This is a genomic window from Arthrobacter gengyunqii (genome assembly GCF_023022985.1).
Taxonomy (GTDB): domain Bacteria; phylum Actinomycetota; class Actinomycetes; order Actinomycetales; family Micrococcaceae; genus Arthrobacter_B; species Arthrobacter_B gengyunqii.
Map to the genome: position 1 here is coordinate 2,827,311 of NZ_CP095461.1, position 18,853 is coordinate 2,846,163.

Annotated in this window: 18 protein-coding genes and 1 pseudogene; 8 read left to right on the forward strand and 11 right to left on the reverse strand. The window is 66.4% G+C overall.

Going from position 1 to position 18,853, the window contains the following annotated elements:
* Positions 1–25 precede the first annotated feature (25 nt).
* From MUG94_RS12880 to MUG94_RS12895, 4 genes and pseudogenes are all read left to right on the forward strand, one after another.
* Positions 26–709, forward strand: coding sequence for a 3'-5' exonuclease (locus MUG94_RS12880; RefSeq protein ID WP_227906461.1), 684 nt, complete (start codon positions 26–28; stop codon positions 707–709).
* 321 nt (positions 710–1,030) lie between these two features.
* Positions 1,031–2,020, forward strand: coding sequence for a methionine ABC transporter ATP-binding protein (locus MUG94_RS12885; RefSeq protein WP_227892164.1), 990 nt, complete (start codon positions 1,031–1,033; stop codon positions 2,018–2,020).
* Positions 2,017–2,694, forward strand: a pseudogene (locus MUG94_RS12890) (methionine ABC transporter permease); the annotation flags it as partial. The gene MUG94_RS12885 and the pseudogene MUG94_RS12890, both read left to right, overlap by 4 nt.
* Before the next feature lie 288 nt (positions 2,695–2,982).
* Positions 2,983–3,822, forward strand: a complete 840-nt coding sequence (locus MUG94_RS12895; RefSeq protein WP_104052593.1) for a MetQ/NlpA family ABC transporter substrate-binding protein — start codon at positions 2,983–2,985, stop codon at positions 3,820–3,822.
* Between the two features lie 81 nt (positions 3,823–3,903).
* Here MUG94_RS12895 and hemL read toward each other — a convergent pair whose 3' ends face one another.
* The 8 genes from hemL to hemE all read right to left on the reverse strand — a co-directional run bounded on the left by hemL (position 3,904) and on the right by hemE (position 12,714).
* Positions 3,904–5,229 (reverse strand): glutamate-1-semialdehyde 2,1-aminomutase, encoded by a 1,326-nt coding sequence (hemL, locus tag MUG94_RS12900; RefSeq protein WP_227906463.1) that lies wholly within the window; start codon positions 5,227–5,229, stop codon positions 3,904–3,906.
* Entirely contained in the window at positions 5,229–6,212 is a 984-nt protein-coding gene (gene hemB, locus MUG94_RS12905) for a porphobilinogen synthase (RefSeq protein WP_227906467.1), read from the reverse strand. Before hemB ends, hemL begins: the two co-directional genes overlap by 1 nt.
* A 33-nt stretch (positions 6,213–6,245) precedes the next feature.
* Complete coding sequence (locus MUG94_RS12910; protein WP_227906469.1) at positions 6,246–7,124, reverse strand: uroporphyrinogen-III synthase; 879 nt, start codon at positions 7,122–7,124, stop codon at positions 6,246–6,248.
* A 24-nt stretch (positions 7,125–7,148) separates the two neighbouring features.
* Positions 7,149–8,105, reverse strand: coding sequence for a hydroxymethylbilane synthase (hemC, locus tag MUG94_RS12915; RefSeq protein WP_227906471.1), 957 nt, complete (start codon positions 8,103–8,105; stop codon positions 7,149–7,151).
* Positions 8,105–9,301 (reverse strand): ferrochelatase, encoded by a 1,197-nt coding sequence (locus MUG94_RS12920; RefSeq protein ID WP_227906474.1) that lies wholly within the window; start codon positions 9,299–9,301, stop codon positions 8,105–8,107. Before MUG94_RS12920 ends, hemC begins: the two co-directional genes overlap by 1 nt.
* Positions 9,298–10,017, reverse strand: coding sequence for a hydrogen peroxide-dependent heme synthase (hemQ, locus tag MUG94_RS12925; RefSeq protein WP_227892170.1), 720 nt, complete (start codon positions 10,015–10,017; stop codon positions 9,298–9,300). The genes MUG94_RS12920 and hemQ overlap by 4 nt, the downstream gene beginning before the upstream one ends.
* 73 nt (positions 10,018–10,090) lie before the next feature.
* On the reverse strand, positions 10,091–11,650 hold the full coding sequence (hemG, locus tag MUG94_RS12930; protein WP_227906475.1) for a protoporphyrinogen oxidase: 1,560 nt from the start codon (positions 11,648–11,650) through the stop codon (positions 10,091–10,093).
* Positions 11,651–11,652: 2 nt separating this feature from the next.
* On the reverse strand, positions 11,653–12,714 hold the full coding sequence (gene hemE / locus MUG94_RS12935) for a uroporphyrinogen decarboxylase (RefSeq protein ID WP_227906476.1): 1,062 nt from the start codon (positions 12,712–12,714) through the stop codon (positions 11,653–11,655).
* A gap of 157 nt (positions 12,715–12,871) precedes the next feature.
* Between hemE and MUG94_RS12940 the strand changes: the two genes are divergently transcribed.
* On the forward strand, positions 12,872–14,227 hold the full coding sequence (locus tag MUG94_RS12940) for a glutamyl-tRNA reductase (protein WP_227906478.1): 1,356 nt from the start codon (positions 12,872–12,874) through the stop codon (positions 14,225–14,227).
* Position 14,228: 1 nt separating this feature from the next.
* Here the strand turns inward: MUG94_RS12940 and moeB are convergent, their stop codons facing one another.
* Entirely contained in the window at positions 14,229–15,416 is a 1,188-nt protein-coding gene (gene moeB, locus MUG94_RS12945) for a molybdopterin-synthase adenylyltransferase MoeB (RefSeq protein WP_227906479.1), read from the reverse strand.
* A gap of 115 nt (positions 15,417–15,531) precedes the next feature.
* Here moeB and MUG94_RS12950 point away from each other — a divergent pair, with 115 nt between their 5' ends.
* The 3 genes from MUG94_RS12950 to MUG94_RS12960 are packed head-to-tail and all read left to right on the forward strand — an operon-like array spanning position 15,532 to position 16,739.
* Entirely contained in the window at positions 15,532–16,146 is a 615-nt protein-coding gene (locus tag MUG94_RS12950; RefSeq protein ID WP_227906481.1) for a TetR/AcrR family transcriptional regulator, read from the forward strand.
* A gap of 47 nt (positions 16,147–16,193) precedes the next feature.
* Positions 16,194–16,418, forward strand: coding sequence for a DUF3107 domain-containing protein (locus tag MUG94_RS12955; protein ID WP_227892179.1), 225 nt, complete (start codon positions 16,194–16,196; stop codon positions 16,416–16,418).
* Positions 16,419–16,436: 18 nt separating this feature from the next.
* Complete coding sequence (locus tag MUG94_RS12960; protein ID WP_227892180.1) at positions 16,437–16,739, forward strand: hypothetical protein; 303 nt, start codon at positions 16,437–16,439, stop codon at positions 16,737–16,739.
* 10 nt (positions 16,740–16,749) lie between these two features.
* Here MUG94_RS12960 and MUG94_RS12965 read toward each other — a convergent pair whose 3' ends face one another.
* On the reverse strand, positions 16,750–17,817 hold the full coding sequence (locus MUG94_RS12965) for an SGNH/GDSL hydrolase family protein (RefSeq protein ID WP_227906483.1): 1,068 nt from the start codon (positions 17,815–17,817) through the stop codon (positions 16,750–16,752).
* A gap of 83 nt (positions 17,818–17,900) precedes the next feature.
* Positions 17,901–18,614, reverse strand: a complete 714-nt coding sequence (locus MUG94_RS12970) for a ferritin-like fold-containing protein (RefSeq protein ID WP_227906485.1) — start codon at positions 18,612–18,614, stop codon at positions 17,901–17,903.
* Positions 18,615–18,853: the final 239 nt, after the last annotated feature.

Here is an 18,853-nt window from a genome sequence, read left to right on the forward strand (position 1 = left end):
CGGTGCCCAAAGGTACGTTTATTTTATGAACAGCTGGCATGAACTCCCCCACGCGGCCTTCGATCTTGAGACCACGGGCCGCGACCCGCAGACCGCACGGATCGTCACCGCTTCCATCATCTTGGTGAACGGTCAGGGGGAAGTCCTGAAGCACCACGAGTGGCTTGCCGCCGTGGAGGAAGACATTCCGGCCGAAGCGGCAGCCATCCACGGCGTCACTACGGAACAGGCACGCGCCGAGGGGCAGCCGGCCGCCCTGGTCACCGCCGAAATCGCCGGTGTTCTCGGAAGCCTGTTCGCTGCCGGCATTCCGGTCCTGGCGTTCAACGCCTCCTATGACTTCACCGTCCTGAACCGGGAGTGCGGACGGTTCGGGCTGACGCCGCCGACACCCGCCCCCGTCATCGACCCCTACATCCTGGACAAGCAGGTGGACCGGTACCGACGGGGAAAACGCACTTTGACGGCGCTGACGGAACACTACGGCGTCGGCTTCGAGAACGCGCACACTTCAGCCGCCGATGTCATGGCCACCATCGGCGTTGCCCGCGCCATGGCCGGCAAGTTCCCCGTACTGCACCGCGACGCTACGCTCCTTCATCAGGCACAGGTCAACTGGGCACGTGAACAGGCAGCCAGTTTCCAGGACTACCTCCGGCGCAAGGATCCGGCAGCCGTGGTGGACGGGACCTGGCCCGCACGCAGCTGACGCCCTGCTTTCCCGGACATCCCCGTGTCCGGGAGCAACCCCGCGTCACGTTACGAAACATATTGGAAGCCTGCTTCATTCAGCCCGCCCCGAATCGAGTCAGCAGCCGCCTGCGTGAGATACTGACAGCTGTGTTAGGCGCTGATGGCGCCCCAGGCGCGACCCGGAGACCCTGTGGCAGGGCATCTCGCAGGGATCCGGCGTCTTGTGCCACGTGATTGGCAGACACCACCCGGTTAGCCGGCACCCAGACGTGCCCGGTACTTTCCGCGCCCGGCAACCGCCCGCTGACCAGCACCAATACTTAGACCACGAGGATCAATGATCACAGTTACCGACCTGCGCAAGGTTTACCGCCAGGGCGACCGCGACGTTACCGCGCTCGACGGCGTCAGCCTGAGCGTGCCGAAGGGATCCATCCACGGGATCATCGGGCACTCCGGTGCCGGGAAGTCCACGCTGGTGAGGTGCCTCACGCTGCTGGACCGCCCGACGTCGGGCTCGGTCACCATTGACGGGCGGGAACTGACCGCGGTCAAGGACTCCGAGATCCGCACCGCCCGTCGCCGTATCGGCATGGTTTTCCAGCACGCCAACCTGATGGATTCCCGCACGGCTGCTGCAAACATTGCGCATCCCCTGGAGCTGGCGGGTGCCAAAAAACAGGTCATCCAGGACAAGGTGTCCGATCTCCTGCGCCTTGTGGGACTGGAAAGCTTCGCCGGCGCCTATCCTGCGCAGCTGTCCGGCGGCCAGAAACAGCGCGTCGGCATTGCCCGCGCTCTGGCCTCCGATCCGGACATCCTGCTGTGCGACGAGCCGACGTCGGCCCTGGACCCGGGGACAACCGATGACATCCTGGACCTGATCTCGGATCTCTCGCACCGGCTGGGACTGACCGTGCTGATCATCACCCATGAAATGAACGTCGTGAAGCGGATCTGTGATTCCGTTTCCCTGCTCGAAGCAGGTCGGGTGGCCGAGCACGGCCCGCTGAACGAGGTCGCCTCGAACCTGGGCGGCCGGCTGGCCAAGCAGCTGATTCCGCTGCCCGCCACTCCCCTTTTGCCCGGGGATCCCACCGGGCCGGTCCTGGAACTGCTGCTCACCGGCGGCAGCGCCACGGAGCCGGTGCTGTCGGCACTGACCCGCCGCTTCGACACGGATGTGAACGTCCTCGCGGGAAGCGTTGAAACCTTGGCCGGCAGGCGCTTCGGACGCCTGCGGATCCAGCTCGACGTCCATACGGACATGACCGCCGTAACCGACTATCTCGCCGACCAGGGCGTTGCCGTGGAGGTGGCCGCATGAACTTCCTGACCGAACTTTTGGACAACCCCGGAATCACCAAGGCCCTGCCGGAGTCCATCCTGGAAACCCTGCAGATGGTGGGCATCTCCGGCCTCGTCACGCTGCTCATCGGGCTTCCGCTGGGCATCTTCCTGCACACCAGCGCTCCCGGCGGCCTGCGCCCGATGCCGATGACCAACCGGATTGTCAGCGGCGTGATCGTGAACATCACCCGTTCCATTCCGTTCGCCATCCTGATGGTGACGCTGATCCCGCTGGCCCGCATCATCACGGGCACCTCCATCGGCCCGATTGCCGCCTGCGTGGCCCTGAGCATCGGCACCATCCCCTTCTTCGCCCGGCTGGTGGAAACCGCGCTGCGAGACGTGTCAGGCGGCAAAATTGATGCCGCCCTGGTGATGGGGTCCACGAAGATGCAGATCATCTCCAAGGTCCTGCTTCCGGAAGCGATGCCGGGACTGGTAGCCGCCCTGACCACCACCATGGTCACCCTGGTGGGCTACTCCGCCATGGCCGGCATCGTGGGCGGCGGCGGGCTGGGCCGGCTGGCCTACAACTACGGTGTCCAGCGCTTCGACAGCGGCGTCATGATCGTCACCATCATCGTGATCGTGGCCATCGTCCAGGTCATCCAGATTGCCGGCGATATCGTGGCCCGCCGCGTGGACCACCGCTCGGCCGACGGCGGGGCCAAGCGCCGCCGCCGGACCGGTTCCGCCGGTGCCCCCGGCGCCGCCGCCCTCGACGTCGGCATTGTTGCGCCGCCGGCCGGCTCGGATCATGCTCCCGGCCGCAGTGTCCCGGACACAGCGGACATCCGCCGCTGACCATTGAAGTTTTTCCCGCCGTCCGCTGCCTTGCCGGCCGCGGTCCGGACCGGAATCTGCAGCCAGTAGCCGCTAGCTGCCCACTGTCCGGGTTGGATGTCTTCCGGCCCGGGTTCCCTGAAAGGAACGCACCCGATGCGTAAATCACTGACTCTCGTTGCCACCGGCGTGGCCGCTGCCCTGGCGCTGTCCGCCTGCGGAGGCTCCGACGCCTCCAGCGAATCCGTTGACAGTCTGGATCCGGCAAACCCGGTAACCCTGACGGTGGGTGCCAGCCCGCTGCCGCACGCGCAGATCCTGCAGTACGTCGCCGACAATCTGGCGGCCGATGCCGGCCTCGAGCTGGAAATCAAGGAATTCGACGACTACGTCACTCCGAACATCGCCCTGGATGACGGCTCGCTGGATGCGAACTACTACCAGCACCTGCCGTACTTCGAGTCCCAGGTCGAGTCCCAGGGCTACGACTTTGAGCACGGCGCCGGCGTCCATGTGGAGCCGTACGCCGTCTTCTCCGAAAAGCATGAGGACATCTCCGCCGTCGGCGACGGTGCCCGCGTGGCCATCACCAACGACCCTTCGAACCAGGCCCGCGCGCTGACGCTGCTGGAAGAAGCCGGCCTGCTGGAGAACGTTGAAGACGACGCTTCGGTGCTGGCCCTGACGGACGAGCAGAACCCCAAGGGACTGGACTTCGTGGAGAACCAGCCGGAGCTGCTGGTCAATGACCTCAGCGATCCCACCGTGGACCTGGCCATTCTGAACGGCAACTACATCCTGGCCGCCGGCCTGAGCACCGACGACGCCCTGCTGGTGGAATCCGTGGAGGAGAACCCGTACGCCAACTTCCTCGCGTGGAAGACCGGCAACAAGGACGCCCGCATCGACAAGCTCGAAGAGCTGCTCCACTCCCCCGAGGTCTCGTCCTTCATCGAGGAGACCTGGCCCAACGGTGACGTCACTGCTGCTTTCTAGGCACTGACCGCCGCCTGCTGAACAACGAAAAACCCCGCCCCTTCCGAAAGGAAGAGGCGGGGTTTTTCGTGGCCGGGGCCGTTACGCCTGTGCCTCTGCGGCAGCCTTGGCGGCCGCCGGAAGGGCAGCGTAAATGCGTTCCATCGCGGCGTCGTCGTGTGCCCCGGACAGGAACCAGGCCTCGAAGACCGACGGCGGCAGGTACACCCCGGCGTCGAGCATCGAGTGGAAGAACGGCTTATACCGGAAGGACTCCTGTGCCTGGGCCTGCTCGTAGTTGTGCACGCCGGTGGCGGAGGTGCCGAAGGCGACGCTGAACAGGTTGCCGGCGCGCTGGATGCTGTGGTCCACGCCGGCGTCGGTCAGTGCAGCGGAGACCGCGGCGGACAGCTCAGCGCTGCGGGCGTCCACCGTGGCATAAACCTCGGCGGTGGCGGCCTTGAGCGTGGCGACGCCGGCTGCCATGGCGATCGGGTTACCGGAGAGGGTTCCGGCCTGGTACACCGGGCCCAGGGGCGCCAGATAGTCCATGACGTCGGCACGGCCGCCGAGCGCGGCGACGGGCATGCCGCCGCCGATGACCTTGCCGAAGGTGAACAGGTCCGGAGTCCAGCCTTCCACCGCTCCGGTCAGGCCCCAGTAACCGGCCGGGCCGGTGCGGAAGCCGGTGAGGACCTCGTCCAGGATCAGCAGCGCGCCGTTGGCCGCGGTGATGCGGGACAGGGCGGCGTTGAAGCCCGGCTCCGGGGTCACCACGCCCATGTTGGCGGGCGCTGCCTCGGTGATGACGGCGGCAATGTTCGCGCCGTGCTCAGCGAAGGCCTTTTCGACCGCTTCCACGTCGTTGTACGGCAGCACCAGGGTCTCGGCAGCGGTGGCCGCAGTGACGCCGGCCGAGCCGGGCAGCGCCAGGGTGGCCAGGCCGGAGCCCGCGGAGGCCAGCAGCCCGTCGAGGTGGCCGTGGTAGCAGCCGGCGAACTTGATGACCAGGTTGCGGCCGGTGTAGCCGCGGGCCAGCCGGATGGCGGTCATGGTGGCTTCGGTGCCGGTGGAGACCATGCGCAGGCGCTTCACGCCCGGCACGCGGTCCATCACCAGCTGCGCCAGTTCAGCTTCCGCCGGGGTGGAAGCACCAAAGGAGAGACCATTGTCGACGGCTGCGTGCACCGCGGCCAAGACGTCCGGGTGGGAGTGCCCCACGAGGGCCGGCCCCCATGAGCACACGAGGTCCACGTATTCGCGGCCTTCGGAGTCGGTGATGTACGGGCCCTTGGCGGAGACCATGAACTTGGGCGTGCCGCCGACGGAACCGAAGGCCCGGACCGGTGAGTTCACGCCGCCGGGCATCAGGGCCCGGGCACGGTCGAACAGTTCTTCGTTGGAAGAGGGTGAGACAGGTGAGGACATTACTTGCTTTCCTTCAGCCAGGCCGCCAGCTCGGTGGCCCAGTAGGTGAGAATCATGTTCGCGCCGGCCCGCTTGATGCCGAGCACGGACTCTTCGATGGCCCGGCGGCGGTCAATCCAGCCGTTGGCGGCGGCAGCTTCAATCATCGCGTACTCGCCGGAGATCTGGTAAGCGCCCACCGGGACCGGTGACATGGCGGCCACGTCGGCCAGCACGTCCAGGTAGCTCATGGCCGGCTTGACCATGACCATGTCGGCGCCTTCTTCGAGGTCCAGTTCAACCTCGAGGAGGGCTTCGCGGCGGTTAGCCGCCTCCATCTGGTAGGTCCGGCGGTCACCCTTGAGCTGGGAGTCCACGGCCTCGCGGAAGGGTCCGTAGAACGCGGAGGCGTACTTGGCGGCATAGGCGAACAGGGACACGTCCTGATAGCCGGCGGTGTCCAGGGCGTGGCGGATCACGGCAATCTGGCCGTCCATCATGCCGGACGGGCCCAGCACGTGGGCACCGGCGCGGGCCTGCTCCACGGCCATCCGGCCGTAAATCTCCAAGGTGGTGTCATTGTCCACCACGCCGTTTTCGTCCAGGACGCCGCAGTGCCCGTGGTCGGTGAATTCATCCAGGCAGACGTCGCTCATGATGACCAGCTCGTCGCCGATTTCCTCCCGCACGGCGGCAATGCCGCGGTTCAGGATGCCGTTGGGATCAACGCCGGCGCTGCCAACGGCGTCGCGCTCGGCGGGGATGCCGAAAAGCATGATCCCGCCAACACCCAGGTCAACCGCTTCAGCGGCCGCCTTCTTCAGGGAATCCATGGTGTGCTGGACGACGCCGGGCATGGAGGTGAGCGGGTTGGGTTCGCTGATGCCCTCACGGACAAAGGCGGGGAGGATCAGCTCCGCCGGATCCAGGCGGTATTCGGCGGTCAATCTCCGCATGGCGGGCGTGGTGCGCAGCCGGCGGGGACGGTGCTGGGGGAAGCTCATGAGATAAATCTGCCTTCCGATAATGACGGGGTACTAGGTTGTGGGACCCGTAGACATAGCAACAGCAAGGGCCTGCGCTATTCCCTCGGGCGTGGGCTGGTCCGCCACGGCATCCGGCGTGATGTCCAGTTCGGCCATCTGGGCAGCCGTGCTGTCGCCGATGGCCACCAGAAGTGTGCCCGCCGGAACCGGCGAGCAGAGCCGCAGGAAACGGCGAACGATGCTCGGCGAGGTCAGCACGACGGCGCTGGGACGGGCCGGTGCCGCGGCAAGGAATTCCCGGGGCGTCAGCACCCGGGCCGTTCCGGCAGTCCCGGCGTCTGCCGCAGGGGTGAAACGGACCCCCGTGGCGGGGTAGTCCACGGTGCAGTAGGCCGTGACGGCACGGACGTCCCACCCCAGTGAGGTGAGATTGTCGCGGAGTCCCGGATCGGCAAGGTCTGCCTGCGGCAGCAGGATGCGCAGCGCCCCGCCCTCAGGGCCGGTGTCTTCCGGATGCGGCCAGGACTCAGCCAGCCCGCGGGCGGAATGATCCCCCTCGGGCATCAGGTCGACATCCAGTCCGATGTCTTCAAGAGCCTTGCGGGTTCCTGCCCCGACGGCGGCGATCCGGGTTCCGGCCGGGACGGCGGATGCGGCCGGCACGCCCAGGGCGGCGCAGCGGCGCACCATGGCACGCACGGTGGTCACGCTGGTGAAGATGACCCAGGCGAACCGCCCGGACCGCAGTGACATGAGCGCGGAATCGAGGGGTCCCGTGTCGGACGGAAACTGGAAGTCAATCAGCGGCAGAAGCGCCACGGCCGCACCGCGGGATTCCAGTTCCGCGGTCATCGCCGCCGCCCGGTCGGGGCTGCGCGGAAGGACCACGTTCAGTCCGGCCAGGTCCGCCCGGGCTTTGGCGCCGGCCACCTCAGCGGCTTCCGGAATGCGGCATCAGCTGACCGCCAGGTCCGTCAGGGAAGCGGCGCCGGCGGCGAGCAGGTCCTCGGCGAGGCGGACGCCCAGGGCGCGGGCGCCGTCTTCATCCAGTTCAGCGGTGGCAGCGGAACGCCGCATAATCTTGGTGCCGTCGTCGCTGCAGACCACGACTTCCAGATGCAGGCGCACCTCGGTCAGGGTGGCGAGGGCGCCGATGGGTGCGGTGCAGCCGGCTTCCAGCCGGTTCAGCAGCGCCCGTTCCGCGGTGACCGTGAGGCGGGCGGCATTGTTGTCGTAGGCGGCCAGGGCACGGCTCAGCGGGCCTTCGGCCGCGTCGGCGCTGCGGCACTCCACGGCCAGGGCACCCTGGCCGGGAGCCGGAAGCATGACGGAGGGATCCAGGAATTCCGAGACCTTCTCCAGCCGGCCCAGGCGCGCCAGGCCGGCAGCTGCCAGCACGACGGCGTCAAGGTCGCCGGGAGCGCCTTCCACCAGCCCGGACACACGGCCCAGGCGGGTGTCCACGTTGCCGCGGATATCCACTACCTCCAGGTCCGGACGGGCGGCACGCAGCTGTGCGGCCCGGCGCGGAGAGCCGGTGCCCACGCGGGCGCCTTCGGGCAGCTGCGCCAGGGTCAGGCCGTCGCGGGCGCAGAGTGCGTCACGGACGTCCACCCGGCCCGGGATGGCGCCGATGGTCAGTCCCTCCGCTGCCCCGGTGGGCAGGTCCTTGAGGGAATGCACGGCTACGTCGCAGTCTCCGCGCAGCAGCGAGTCCCGCAGCGCAGCCACGAACACACCGGTGCCGCCGATTTGCGACAGGGCTGCCCGGTTGATGTCTCCCTCGGTCCGTACCCGGACGAGTTCAACATCGAAACCGCCCAGTTCGGAGAGCGCGTTGGCCACCGTGGTGGTCTGGGTGACAGCCAGTGCGCTGCCTCGGGTGCCGATCAGGACGGGCGAATGCGCCACTACTGCACACCCACCGTGGAATCGGCTCCGGCGATTGTCGGCTTTTCGCCGCGCAGGTTGGCGCAGCAGCCGGTACGGCAGACGTCGTACCAGGGGCCCAGCGGTGTCACAGCGGGACGGTCGGCAATGTTGTTTTCGACAGTGCGCTCACAGAGCAGGTCCACCAGCCCGGACACGAAGGTTTCGTGGATGCCCGGGGTGGGTGCGCGGTGTGCCGCAAGGCCCAGCTCCTTACAGGTGTCCATGGCCTCGGTATCGAGGTCCCAGAGGACTTCCATGTGGTCGCTGACGAAGCCCAGGGGCACAATCACGACACCCTTCACACCCTTGGCAGGGAGCTCGGCAATGGCGTCATTGATATCCGGCTCCAGCCACGGGGTGTGCGGGGATCCGGAGCGCGACTGGTAGACGAGCTGCCAGTCCAGGCCGGCGGCTTCGGGGATGCGGTCGATGATGGCGCGGGCATTGGCGAGGTGCTGCGCCACGTAGGCACTGGACTCCTCGAACTCGCGGTCGCGCGGGCCGGATGCTTCGGCGTCGGCGGTGGGAATGGAGTGCGTGGAGAACAGGATTTCAATCTTCCCGTCCTCTTCGCCGCGCTCGGCAAGCTGCTCGCGGACCCGGGCGAGGGAATCGCGGACGCCCTCCACGAACGGCTCCACGAATCCGGGGTGGTCGAAGTACTGGCGGACCTTGTCCACCTGCAGTTTCTTGTCCAGGCCGGTGGCCAGCAGGTTCATGCCCAGGTCCTCTCGGTACTGGCGGCAGCTGGAGTACGAGGAGTACACGCTGGTGGTGACCATGAGCAGGCGGCGGTAGCCGGTGTCATAGGCTTCTTGCAGCACGTCCTTGATGTACGGGGCCCAGTTGCGGTTTCCCCAGAGCACGGGAGTGTCGATGCCGCGGCGCGTAAGCTCGGCCTCGAGGGCGGCCTTCAGTGCACGGTTCTGCTCGTTGATCGGGCTGATGCCGCCGTTGGCGCGGTAGTGGGTGGCCACTTCCTCCAGCCGCTCGTCGGGGATGCCCCGGCCGCGGGTGACGTTGCGCAGGAACGGAATGACATCTTCCTGGCCTTCGGGGCCGCCAAAGGAGGCCAGCAGGATGGCGTCGTAGTGCTTGGGCGCCATGCGGCCGTTCTCATCGACGCCCTCACGCGGGTCGAAGGATGCAGGCTCATTGCTTATGGATGTGGTCATTTCAGTACCTCGGCAACCTCGGCGGCGGCAATGCGCCGGCCGGTGTAGAAGGGGATTTCTTCGCGGACGTGGTTGCGTGCCTCGGTGGAGCGCAGGTGGCGCATCATGTCCACCAGGTCAACCAGGTTGGGTGCTTCCAGGCCCAGGATCCATTCCCAGTCGCCCAGTGCGAAGGACGCCACGGTGTTGGCCAGGACCTGCGGGAATTCGCGGCCGAGCATGCCGTGGTCGCGCAGCATCTTGCCGCGCTCTTCGGCGGGCAGCAGGTACCACTCGTAGGAACGGACAAACGGGTAGACACAGATCCAGGCTTCGGGGGCGATGCCCCGGGCGTAGGAGGGCCAGTGGTTCTTGGAGAACTCGGCGTCGCGGTGCACACCCATGGCCGACCAGGCGATTTCGGTTCCGGCAAAGAGGCCGGAACGGCGGATGTCGCGGATGGCGGACTGCAGGTCTTCGGCCCGGCCGCCGTGCAGCCACACCATGACGTCGGCGTCCGCACGCATCGCGGAGACGTCGTACAGTCCGCGCAGGGTGACGTGGCGTTCAGCCAGCTGATCGGCCAGTGCCTCGAAGGCCCTGACATTTTCCTCGGAATCGGCAGCTGCACCGGACGTTCCCCCTGCAGCGGACCGCTTGAAAACGGTCCAGAGGGTAAAGAACTGTTCTTCGGTGACGGCTGTTTCTGCGGTGCTCTGACCCATGGGCTCACTCATGATTAACAGTCTGCCCTTTTGGGCAGGCTTAGACGAAATACTCCACTTCTACTTCTTGTAGAAGTGGCCAATGTCACAACTGGTCCAGCTGGTCCGCCAGGCCTGCAATCCGGGTGCGCGTATCGGCGGTAACGGCTGCCAGTCCGGTGCCTGCCAACCAGGCTCCCACCACTTCCAGCCCGGGAACGGCCTCGACAGCGGCGCGGACCGCGGCAACCCGGTCGTGGTGCCCGACGGCGGCGGATGGCAGGGCGCCGACCCACCGCACGACGTCCCAGCCCACCACGTCGTCAACCCCCAGCGGGATCTGGAGGAGGACCGAGGCGTCGGCCAGCGCCTGCGCGAAGAGGTCCTCGTCGCCGCGCTTCACGGGGCTTGTCCGTGCCGCCGCAGCGGAGTCCTCAGCGCTCAGGGCCCGGCCGTAGGAGAGCCGCAGCACGTGCGTTCCCGGTCCGGTGGAGTCAGCGAGCCATTGCCATTTTGCGGTGGCGTGGGTCAGGGCCTTGGCGTCAACGGCTTCAACGTCAGCTGCAACAAGCACCCCGGTGCCGCGCGGATGGGCGTCCAAATCCGGCTGGTCCACCACCAGGGTGACGAGGGCGACGCCGGGTCCGGGACCCGGACGGGCGGCTGCCAGCTCGGGAACGCTGCCGGTCAGCAGATCTGAGGCGGAGGGGCCGTCAGTGGCCATGACCAGCGCGTCGGCAAAGACTGTTTCCTCCACGGGTGCAGCGCCTGCGGCGGCCGAGACCAGCCAGCCGCTGCCGCTGCGCTCCACCGCCGTGACGGGGCAGCCGGTGCGGATATTCACGCCCAGGGCCAGCAGGTCCTTCTCGAGGGCACGGGTGAGCATGCCCATGCCGCCGGCCAGGCCGGCCACGGCTGATCCGGCGGGCGCGGATGCCCGCATCGAAGCCACTGCCCCGGAAAGGGATCCATGCTTTGCCAGTGCCGCCCGAAGCCCCGGAGCCACCGAGTCCACGTCCAGCACGTCGGGATCCGAGGAATACACGCCACCCACCACGGGAGCCACCAGCCGGCGCAGCACAGCCTCGCCCATGCGGGCACGGACCACTTCACCCAGGCTCACGGTCTCGCGGCGGACCAGGCTGCCCACCGGCAACACCTTGTCCAGTGCGGCCCGTGCGGAACCTGCCCGTCCGATCGCCTGCACAATTTCCGGCGCCCGCGGATCAGCGGGAATGCCGAGCAGGCCGCTCTGGGGCATCCGCTGGGCGGCGGCGGCGACGTCGTCGCCGGCCAGCTGCAGCCAGGCCCCGTCCCGGTTTGGCTGAACGATGGCGTCGCCCAGTCCCAGCTCTTCCATCAGGTCAGGTACTGCGCGGGAGCGGGTGGCGAAGGATTCCGCTCCACTGTCCAGGGTCAGTCCCGCCACGGAATGGGTGCCCACGCAACCGCCAAGCTCAGTTCCGGCTTCAAACAGGGTCACTGCCACGCCGGTGCGGGCCAGGTCGCGGGCGGCAATCAGCCCTGAGATGCCGCCGCCGACCACCACACCGGTTTTTTGTGCAGGCCCGGGCACTGCGGGGTCAGCATCGGGAGCGGTTTTCCGCGCGGTCGGAAAATGGGACAGGGCCGCGGGCAGGTGAGGAAGAACCGGACGGTGCGGCATGGTTACGGCTCCACCGAGTGGATGAGCTCGACCACCCGCGTCAGGACGTCCGGATCCGTCTCGGGAGGAACGCCGTGGCCGAGGTTGACCACATGGCCCGGCGCCGCAGCTCCGGCGGCCAGAACCTCGCGCACATGGGCCTCGAGGACCGGCCACGGTGCATTCAGCAGTGCGGGGTCGATGTTTCCCTGCAGCGGCGTCGTTCCGCCGAGGCGGCGGTTGGCCTCATCCAGCGGCAGCCGGTAGTCCACTCCCACCACGTCCACGCCAACATCACGCATGGCACCCAGCAATTCGGAGGTGCCGGTGCCGAAATGCACCAGCGGAGCGCCAAGGTCCCGGACATAGTCCAAGGCGCGGCTTGACGCCGGTGCCACGTGCCGGGTGTAGTCAGCCAGGCCCAGCGACCCGGCCCAGGAGTCGAAGAGCTGTCCCGCACTGGCTCCTGCTTCAAGCTGGGCGCGAAGGAACATGCCCGAAGCATCAGCGGCCCACTCCGTCAGCGCACGCCAGGCGTCCGGGTCCGCGTGCATCATGGTCCGCGGGCCCAGGTGGTCGCGGGAGGGCTTGCCCTCCACCATGTAGGCCGCGAGGGTAAACGGGGCGCCGGCGAAACCGATCAGCGGCGTTTTGCCAAGTTCCGCCACGGTCAAACGGACTGCTTCCCGGATTGGCTCCAGCGCCTCCTCAGTGAGGACCGGCAGGGCTGCCACATCCGCCGCCGTGCGCACCGGTGTACCAAGGACAGGTCCGACGCCGGGAACAATGTCGACGTCGACACCGGCCAGCTTGAGCGGAATGACAATGTCCGAGAAGAAGATGCCGGCATCGACGTCGTGCCGGCGGACGGGCTGCAGCGTGATTTCGGAGGCCAGCGCCGGATCCAGGCAGGAATCCAGCATCGCGATACCCTCCCGCAGCTTGCGGTATTCAGGCAGCGACCTTCCGGCCTGGCGCATGAACCAGACCGGCCGGCGGGACGGAGTTCCACCCCGGTAGGCGGTAATGAGGGGGGAATCGGCCGTGCGGCCATCCATGAGCGGATGAGAGGCGCTAAGAGTCATACCCTGATTCTCTCCAAAATCCTCTCCGATGGATAACCGGGCAGGCCCGCTGCACCCGCAAAGGCTTCGGAGGTGACGGGAAACACGCTGAAAAAGGGGTCAGGTAAGGGCTGCCTATTGGGGTCTGCTGAGAGTCCGTGGCTAGTATTGAGGCACTGTGGTTCTACTTTCCCTTATTGCGACACACTCCGATGTTGACCTGGAAACCGTTGCGCGCCTCAGCGCCGGCGCCTCTCAGGTCTCCTCCTCCCTGCTCGAAACCGGATCCGCGGTGACCGGATCCGTGGTCCTGGCCACCTGCAACCGGTTCGAGGTCTACTGCGAGGCCAAGTCGGAGGCGGACGTCGAAGCGGCCCGCTCCGCCGTCGTCGCAGAAATCAGCCGGCACTCCGGACTGAGCAAAGACCTGGTCTCGCGTTCTTTCACCACCAACACCGGTGAATCAGTGGCCAAGCACCTGTTCGCCGTCGGCGCCGGTTTGGATTCCGCCGTGGTGGGCGAGCGTGAAATTGCCGGCCAGGTCCGCCGGGCACTGATCGAGGCCCAGGACAAAGGCACCGCAAGCGGCGGTCTCACCCGCCTCTTCCAGACAGCCTCACGCACAGCCAAAGATGTTGGAGCACTGACAGCCCTCGGTAAGCGGGGGCTTTCCATTGTTTCCGTAGCACTGGAACTGGCCACCGATCTCTCCATGGACACAGACTGGTCCGCCAAGGACGTTGTCGTCTTCGGCACCGGCGCTTACGCCGGAGCGACCATGGCGCTGCTCAAGGAACGCGGCTGCACCCGCATCAGCGTGTATTCCTCCTCCGGGCGGGCCGAGTCCTTTACCGCATCGCGCGGCGGAACTCCGTTGACCCGGGACTCGCTGCCGGATGCACTGGCCGCAGCGGACGTGGTGATCGGCTGCAGCGGAAGCGAAAGCCAGGTGAGCGCCCAGGACGTCAGGCGCGTCCGGAAATCCAGCAGCAAGCCGTTGATCATCATTGATTTGGCCCTGACCCATGATTTCGACCCGGCCGTCCGCGAGGTGGACGGCGTGGAACTGATCACCCTGGAATCGGTGCGTCTGGCAGCCCCGGCAGAGCAGGTGGAGTCCCTGAAGCAGGCCAGCAGCATCGTGGCCGACGCCGCCAAGTCCTTCTCTGAACTCCAGCTGAGCCGCCAAATGGACTCTGCCATTGTTGCGCTGCGCCGACACACCCTGAATGTCCTGGATTCCGAGCTGGAAAAGGTCCGTGCCCAGCACGGCTGCACCGGCGCCGCGGAGGAAGTGGAGTTTGCCATGCGCCGCATGGTCAAGCAGCTCCTGCATGTTCCCACCGTGCGCGCACGCGAGCTCGCCGCCAGCGGCCAGCAGGATGACTACATCAAGGGTCTTGAAGCACTGTTCGGCATCACCCCGGAGAACCCGGTGGAGCGCCGCCGCCCGGCAGCCTCTCCCCACGCCGCCGGCACCGGTTCCAGCCGACCCGATTCCGAAGACGGCACGGACACCGCGGCTTCAGCCTGAATCAGTAAAGGACCTTCGCCGGTTCGATCTCCCTCACCCAGGCCAGGATCCCGCCGTCCACGTTAAACACCCGGTCATAGCCCTGCCCCCGCAGGAAAGCCGCCACCTCGGCTGACCGTCCGCCGGACTTGCAGTGCACGTAGAGATCCCGGCCCCGTGCGGGCAGGTTATCCCCCGCCAGGATTCCGGCGCGGGGCATCAGCTCCGCCCCCTCGATGCTGACAATTGCGTGCTCTCCCGGCTCCCTGACATCGATCAGGTCAAAGTCCCGTTCTCCAGCCGCCCGCGCCGCGAGCAGCAGCTGCAGTTCCCGGACGCCGACGGCGGGCGCCTCGTCCCCGGTCCCTTGGCTGCCTTCGGGAGGCATCCCGCAGAATGCCTCATAATCCTCTTCCAGTTCGGTGACCGGTTCAGCGGCGGGGTCTTTCCGCAGCCGGATTTCGCGCCACGACATGTCCAGCGCATTGAGCACCAGGACCCGGCCCAGGAGCGTCACTCCGGTGCCGGTAATCAGCTTCACCGCTTCGTTGACCATGACCGAGCCGATCTGGGCGCAGAGCACCCCCAGCACTCCCCCTTCTGCGCAGGAGGGAACCGAACCGGCGGGCGGCGCCTCGGGATAAAGGTCGCGGTACGTCGGCCCGTGCCTTCCCCAAAAGACGCTGACCTGCCCGTCGAAGCGCAGGATCGATCCCCAGACATAGGGCTTGCCCAGAATCTCGGCAGCATCGTTGACCAGGTAGCGGGTGGCGAAATTATCGGTGCCGTCCAGGATCAGGTCATATCCGGCGAAGATCTCCAGCACATTGTCAGCGTCCAGTCGCGCCGGGTGCAGTTGGACGTTCACCAGGGGATTCAGTTCGCGGATGCTCCGCCGGGCAGACTCGGCCTTGGAGCTGCCGAGGTCGGAGACGCCGTGAATGATTTGGCGCTGCAGATTGGATTCGTCCACCGTGTCGTCGTCGACAATCCCCAGCGTGCCAACTCCCGCCGCCGCCAGGTACAGCAGCGCCGGTGAGCCAAGGCCGCCGGCACCAATGACCAGGACACGCGCGTTTTTGAGCCGTTGCTGCGCGGGCATCCCAAATTCGGGGATGATTAAATGCCGCGAGTAGCGCCGGGTTTCCTCGCTGGTCAGCCCTGCCGCGGGCTCAACCAGCGGAGGCAGGGCAGCTTTTGGCTCACTCATGGATCCAATCTAGTACCCAAACCGTGCTGCGGAACCCGCCGGAGAGGTACCCGCGGGTAAACTGAAGGCCGTTGACCGGGCACCTTGGCCCGGTGCCGTTGAGAGGTCCATACACGTGAGCAACCAGCAAACCGGCAAGCCAACCCGGCTCCCCCGGGAGGAACGGCGCCGCCAGCTGTTGAACGCCGCGCAGGAGGTTTTTGTCAGCAACGGTTTCCACGGAGCGGCCATGGACGACATTGCCGAAGTGGCCCGGGTCAGCAAGCCCGTTCTCTATCAGCATTTTCCGGGCAAGCGGGAGCTGTATCTGGCGCTGCTCGAGGACCATCTGGGCACCCTCACGGAATTCCTCACGAGCGCTTTGAACTCGACCACCGACAACGATCTGCGCGTCCGGGAAACCATGCGCGCCTACTTCCGTTTCGTGGCTCAGGACAGCCAGGGCCACCGGCTGGTTTTTGAGTCCGACATGACCAACGACGCAGAAGTCAGCGCCCGGATCGAGGAATTCAATGCCCGGTTCGCGTCCAATATTGCCGATGTCATCGCAGAGGACACCAAGCTTTCCCACGTGGAGGCGACGCTGCTGGGCCGGGCGCTGGCCGGCATGGCCCAAGTGAGTGCCCGCTACTGGCTGGAGACGAACGGAGACTTGGACATAGATGCGGCGTCCGAGCTCGTCTACCGTTTAGCTTGGCGCGGAATCAGCCGGTTCCCCAAGGAAATCTAGAGTAGATTTCGAAGCGGATATGTTTCATTAATACAGGAGGCACCACGGTGGAAGTAAAAATCGGCATTCAGAATGTTGGCCGCGAAATCGTTTTTGAATCGAGCCAGACCGCCGACGCCGTTGCTGACGTCGTGGCGGAGGCCCTGAGCAGCCAGAAGGAACTGCGGCTCAAGGATGACAAGGGCCGGCTCATCATGGTTCCCGCCGGTGTCATCGGGTACGTGGAAATTGGCGCTGAAGAGGTTCGCCGCGTCGGCTTCGGCGCGCTCTAGGTTCCGGAGGACCGGACGATGATCAGCCTGATTGTTGCTGCTTTGGCCTCGCTGGCGGTTGGCTTCATCGTCCGGGGCGCGGACCGCCGCCGGTCCCGGTACGGCGTTTTTCTGCTCCCGGGCCTGTCTCTGGCTGCGGCCATGGTCCTGTGGGTCGGGCTGCAGCTGGGCGGCACGGGATCTGATCCTGACCTGTTTTGGCTTGCGTGGGTCCTGCCGCCGGTTGCCGGCGCCGCAGCCGCAGTCATTGCCGCGGTTGTCATAGGTCCCCGTCGCGAAGCCCGGGATGCGGCAGAGCTGGAAAGGGTGCTGCGGTTCTGACCGCCCGGGACTAACCGGCGGACAGGAGAGCGCCCAGCTCGCGCGACAGAATTTGCCCTGCGGCCCGGTGCCCCGCGTCAGTGAAATGGCGGCCGTCAGTCTCCCGGTACTCTCCCAGCGAGAACCGCGTCCACCAGTCCCCCACGCTGAGGAACTCCACCCCCTCTTGTTGCGCCACTGAGGCCAGCAGTGCGTCCACGGCCGTGCGCCTGCTTCCCACCGCGCCCTTAGCGGAGGAAATGACGCCGATCATTACCAGCCGGGACTTCGGATAGGTGCGCCGGGCTTCCGCGATCATGGTCCGTGCAGCTTCGGCAATTTGCACGTCCGAGGCAATTCCGGCGTCGTTCCCTCCGCCCTGCAGTACCACCAGCTGTGGAGTCCCCCAGGGCAGCACCCACTGCTGCTGCGTCAAGGCAGTGTAATAGTTGCCAACGGAGCCGTTTCCCCGGATGTAGCCGGTGCCTCCTGCGCCGCGGAGCACCGTCCGGTAGCCCAGTTCGGTCAACCCCTGATCCACCCAGGTGCCCGGTCCCGTCTGTGAATCGCCGATGACGACGGCGGACCCGGCAATCTCCGCGTCCCACGTCATCACCCGGTCCAGTTCCGGGACCCGGATCAAGGACCCGTTCTCAAAATCGGTGCGGTAAACGGCGCCAAAGGCGTATTCGGAGTTCAGCGGTTTGCCCAGCGAGGAAAAGCCGTCCCGCCTGCTGAGGACATCCACCGACTTATGGAGTACCGTGATTCCGTTTTGGGCCGTCCAGAGGACCACTTCGTCTCCGAACTCTTCACGGCATGCGGTGGGTGCCGCGCAGGACAAACCGGAAACAGGCTGTGCCAGGGGATGCCCTTCGGCTGTCCGCAGCTGCTGGAACGCGCTGATATCCTTCCAAGCTGTCCGCGGCAATCCGCCGGCCGCTTCGGCACTGTTCTTCTGCTGCAGATACCCGGCCAGCAGTGAGCTGCGCGGCTGCTCCCGCTGCTGCAGTCCGGAGGTGTCCGTTGCCCCGGCCGAGACAGCGAGTGCGGCGGCGCAGGCCAGCACAAGGCCGCGTTTAGCCGCAGATCCGGCCATGATTCCGCCCCCCTGCGTTGTCTATCCTGTCGTTCACCCCGCAAGCGCAAGCTGTTTTGCGGCAGCGGCTGCGGCAATCCCCGTCAGGCGGTGAGCCCCAGCCTGCTCATCCGTCGCGAGTGGTTGCGGGTCAATTCGGCGAACAAGGCCTTGAGTCCGTCTTCATAGGGTCCCTGGTCCGTGCCCTGCAGCAAACCGCCCAGAACCGCACGTTCGAGGACCACGCGCTGGGCCTGGGTCAGTGCTTCGCCAACCAGGCGCCTCCCCCAAAGAGCCAGCCGGGAGGCAAGCCGCGGATCGTCGGCGAGTGCCTGCTGCAGCCTCGCTTCAAGGACCTCGCCCGCCGGCTCGGCATCTTTCAAAGCCAGCACCAGTTCCGCCGTGGCAGGATCCAGCCGGGCCGCAACCAGCTGATAGAAGTCGTCGGAAATGGCGTCCGTGACATAGAACTTCATCAGCGATTCAAACCAGTCTGCGGGCCGGGTCCGGTCATGGAAGGCGTCTACTGACGGCTGGAAGGGCCGCATGGCCGCCTCCGGATCCAGGCCCAGCTTCACCAGGTGTTCCGTCACGCGCTCAAAGTGCCCGTATTCGCTCACCGCCAGCCGCCCCAGGACGGTGCGGTCATGCAGCGTGGGCGAAAAGCGTGCGTCCGAGGACATCCGCTCAAAAGCTGACAGCTCTCCGTACGCCATGACACCGAAAAGGTCTGCGAGGAAACGGCGGTAAATGTCCCCGACATCTGAGGATCCCGGGCCGTAGGCGGAGTCTGGTTCGGTGCGGGTGCCGTTTGTCATGGACCCCAGCGTACCGTCGGCATCGCACAGACGTCCGCGCGCCGCGCCCCGCCAATGCGGGGTCGTCGGCACCCACCGGGTAGACTTGAAAGGTAGTAAAAGGATGCCCGGTCGTCTTACATGCCTTTGATGGACCTTAGCCAGACCCGCAATACCTACGCGATCTTGATATTTTTGGCCGTCGCCCGTGCCCGATGCACCGCGGCGGACCTGCAGTTGTTAGCCCGCGATCGGCTTCC